This is a genomic window from Cloacibacillus sp. (assembly GCA_036655895.1).
In the GTDB taxonomy this organism is placed as follows: Bacteria; Synergistota; Synergistia; order Synergistales; family Synergistaceae; genus JAVVPF01.
The window spans coordinates 1-3,697 of the sequence record JAVVPF010000084.1; the positions used below are offsets into that span (position 1 = coordinate 1).

Below are 3,697 nucleotides of genomic sequence, written 5' to 3' on the forward strand. Positions count from 1 at the left end.
GCGTTCGGCGCGAACCCGACCCCCGTCGACTTCGGCGAGCTTTACACGGCTCTTCTCCAGAAGACGGTAGACGCGCAGGAGAACCCTGTCACGCTCATCTACAGCTCAAAGCTCTTTGAAGTGCAGAAATTCATGACGATGTCCGACCACGTCTACGCTCCGTCTGCGGTATTCATCAGCGAAGCGTTCTACAAGAGGCTCCCGGCCGACTTGCAGAAGATAGTCATGGAAGGCGCAAAGAAGTTCCGCGCGGCTTCAAGAACGAACCAGCAGAAGGCGACAAAGGTGCTGCTTGATGAAATGGTGAAGAAGAACGGCCTTAAGGTCTACTACCCGACGGCAGCGGAGAAGAAGCAGTTCATGGACGCCGCCAAGAAGGTCTATAAGGTCATGGAGCCCGTCATAGGCAAGGATCTCATCGATATCGCGCTCGAAGGCAATAAGTAACCTGCGTTAAATATCCATGGAAGAAGAGGGGGATATGGCTCCCCTTCCTCTTCCAATTTCGAGGGAAAAGAAGGTGGCGATGTCAATGCTCAAGATCCTAAATAGTATAGAAGAAAAATTTCTTGTTCTAAACCTGCTGATATCAACGCTTATCGTCTTCATGAACGTCGTGCTCAGATATTGTTTCAGCGCGTCGCTCTCATGGGTAGACGAAGCCGCGCGCTACATGTTCATCTGGCTCATTTGGATAGGGGCCGACTACACTCTGGCCAACAGAAAGCATCTGCGCATAGACATAATCTCATCCAGGCTGCACGGAAAAGCCCGGATAACACTGGAACTTTTTGTAATGTCGGTCTGGTGCTGCTTCTGCGTATTTTTGGGGTGCCAGGGCACAAAGCTTGTGCGCACAGTCGTCGAGCAGCAGCAGCTTTCGACGGCGATGCAGATAAGCATGGGCTGGGCCTACCTCTGCATCCCGCTTGCCGGCATATTTATGGCGATACGCCTCGTATTTGACATCATCAACCTTCTCCGCACCGGCGAGATAGTGAAGCCGGAACTGAGCGACGAGGAAGAAATGATAGAAGAAGCCAAAAAAGGAGTGACAATGTAACCATGGATATAGCTATTCTCTTTGGACTTCTATTTGTCCTTTTGGCTCTTTCCGTCCCGATAGGCATCTCTCTTGGGATCGCGACCGCCGTCACAATCCTCACATGCAGCCACCTTCCGCTTGTGCTTATCGCGCAGAATGCCTTCACCGGGATGGACTCCTTCCCGATGCTCGCCATTCCATTCTTCATGCTGGCCGGTTCGCTCATGACCTACGGCGGCATCTCGCGCAGGATCGTCAACATGGCCGAATGTTTCGTCGGTTTCATCACAGGCGGACTTGCGATGGTGACTATCGTGGCCTGCATGTTCTTCGGAGCGATATCCGGCTCCGCCGCGGCCACAGTGTCTGCAATAGGCTCCTTCATGGTTCCCATGATGGTAGAGAAGAAATATAAACCGGACTTTGCCGCGGCGGTCATCTCATCGGCAGGCACCATCGGCTGCATCATACCGCCCAGCATTCCGTTCGTAGTCTATGGAGTTTTGACCGGCGTCTCCGTAAGCGACCTCTTCATCGCGGGCATCATACCCGGAATCATGATCGGACTGGCGCTGATGGTCGTGGCCTATGTCATCAGCAAAAAAGAGGGCTATCCACGCATGTCCGGCGTCCCGACCGTCAAGCAGGTCGTTAAAACATTTGCCGGTTCAATATGGGCGCTGTTCGTTCCCGTCATCATCTTGGGCGGCATCTACGGCGGCATCTTCACACCGACGGAATCGGCGGTCGTGGCCACGGTCTACGCGCTCTTTGTCGGCAAGTTCGTCTATAAAGAACTGAACTATGAAGTTACGCTTAGGGCCTTTAAAGACGCGGTGCTGGTAATAGGCGCCACGCTCTTTATGGTAGGGCTTGCCACCTCTTTTGCCTCGTACCTCGCAATGGAGAGGATCCCGATAAGGATAGGAAGCTTCATCCTCGGATACGCGGACAACAAATTCATCGTCCTGCTGCTCATGAATATCGTGTTTTTGATTATCGGCTGCTTCGTGGACAACATCTCGTCAACGATAATACTGACTCCGATATTCCTTCCGATAGTGAAAGAGCTCGGCATGGACCCGATACAGTTCGGAATGATGATCTCCATCGCGCTTGCGATAGGGTTCTCTACACCGCCTTACGGCTGCAACCTGTTCATAGCGGCCACCATCTCCAAACAAAGCGTGGGGGCCATCGCAAAACGGCTTGTGCCGTTCATACTGGCGATGATAGTCTGCCTCCAGCTCTTCACGTACATTCCCTGGTTCTCACTCGCTCTGCTCGGAAGATAAGAGCGGCATAACAAACTAAAGCTTAAAACCTGATATCGAAACAAAATCCTTTCGGAGGCGGCGCAAAAACCTCCGTTCTCCGAAAGGGTTGCTGTTGGAGCTATGCGTTTAAACAAAGCGTACACAAAGCTCGGCGCCGGGCCGGCCGCCTCACGCGGGAAACCGGAAAAAATTCAAGGATTCTCACTTTAAGGAGTGTGTTCAAAATGGAAAAGGTAAGAGGTATCTACACAGCGCTCTGCACACCAGTCATGGACGGAAAAGTCAACGAAGCCGCGATGGACAGGCTGGTCAATTTTGTAATCGAGAATAAGACGACGGGTCTCGTGGCCCTTGGCGGAACTGGCGAATATTGCGCGCTTACAAACGAGCAGCGCATAGACGCCGTAAAAATGACTATAGCTGCAAACAAGGGGCGCGTCCCCGTTGTCGCCGGCATCATCGGCCCCGGCCTTCCTGAAGCCATCGAGATGGGGAATACGTGCAAAGAACTTGGCGCCGACGCCATAATGGTCGTCACCCCCTATTATGTCGTAGCGAACCAGCAGGGCATTTACGACTACTATAAAGAGGTCATGAAAAACGTAGACCTCCCTCTCGTGCTCTACAACATCCCCTATCGCACCGGCGTCAACATGCTGCCCGAAACGGTCGAGCGTCTGCTTGACAACGACGAGAGAAAACAGATCGTCGGAATGAAAGAATGCTGCCCCAACATGGGACAGGTGCTCGAACTTCTTTCAAAGGTACGCGACAGGACCTCAGTCCTCACCGGCGAAGAATTCCTCTTCTTCCAGGAGATCTCCTGTGGAGCGCAGGGAGGCATCCTCGCCACCTCAAACCTGCTGCCCAAGATGTGGGCCGACCTCTTTGACCTCATTGAAAAGGGCGACCACAAGAGAGCGGCCGAGATAGTTGTAAAGGCGACGCCCGTTCTCAGGCTCATCTTCGCCGAGTCAAACCCCGGCCCCCTTAAAGAAGCCATGAAGATGATCGGTGTAGACTGCGGCGATCCGCTGCTTCCCCTCGTGAAGCCCTCCCAGCAGATAATAGATTCTCTGCAGACGGAGCTCAACAAATTCATGGACTGGTACAAGTAAGATAATCCGCGTCCTGCCCACACAGGAAAGATAGCACCATAAAGAAAGATGGCGGACTTCTTATCCATACGGAAGGCCGCCACCTTTATCTTCACGCGGCGAAGCGGAAGATAAAAAAGTACGCACCACGGAGATAAAAAAGTTTTGAAACAGGAAGGATGCTTTATATGAACTCCAGCACGAAAACTATGGTAACCCTAGACGGCAACGAAGGCGCGGCGCACGTAGCGCACGCCGTAAACGAAGTTATATCTATC

The 3,697-nt window shown here is 52.6% G+C and carries 4 protein-coding genes; all 4 read left to right on the forward strand.

Features of this window, described 5'->3' with window-relative positions:
• A partial coding sequence (gene dctP, locus RRY12_12745; GenBank protein ID MEG2185541.1) for a TRAP transporter substrate-binding protein DctP occupies nucleotides 1-447 on the forward strand: 447 nt, incomplete at its 5' end.
• Between the two features lie 85 nt (nucleotides 448-532).
• A complete protein-coding gene (locus RRY12_12750; protein ID MEG2185542.1) occupies nucleotides 533-1,063 on the forward strand; it encodes a TRAP transporter small permease in 531 nt (176 codons plus the stop codon).
• A 2-nt stretch (nucleotides 1,064-1,065) separates the two neighbouring features.
• On the forward strand, nucleotides 1,066-2,340 hold the full coding sequence (locus tag RRY12_12755) for a TRAP transporter large permease (protein ID MEG2185543.1): 1,275 nt from the start codon (nucleotides 1,066-1,068) through the stop codon (nucleotides 2,338-2,340).
• A gap of 206 nt (nucleotides 2,341-2,546) precedes the next feature.
• On the forward strand, nucleotides 2,547-3,440 hold the full coding sequence (gene dapA, locus RRY12_12760; GenBank protein ID MEG2185544.1) for a 4-hydroxy-tetrahydrodipicolinate synthase: 894 nt from the start codon (nucleotides 2,547-2,549) through the stop codon (nucleotides 3,438-3,440).
• The last annotated feature ends 257 nt before the right edge of the window (nucleotides 3,441-3,697 follow it).

Excerpts from the sequence above, each read along its gene's own strand:
- RRY12_12750 (MEG2185542.1), top strand. The coding sequence starts at position 533 with ATGCTCAAGATCCTAAATAGTATAGAAGAAAAATTTCTTGTTCTAAAC.
- RRY12_12755 (MEG2185543.1), top strand. The coding sequence starts at position 1,066 with ATGGATATAGCTATTCTCTTTGGACTTCTATTTGTCCTTTTGGCTCTT.
- dapA (MEG2185544.1), top strand. The coding sequence starts at position 2,547 with ATGGAAAAGGTAAGAGGTATCTACACAGCGCTCTGCACACCAGTCATG.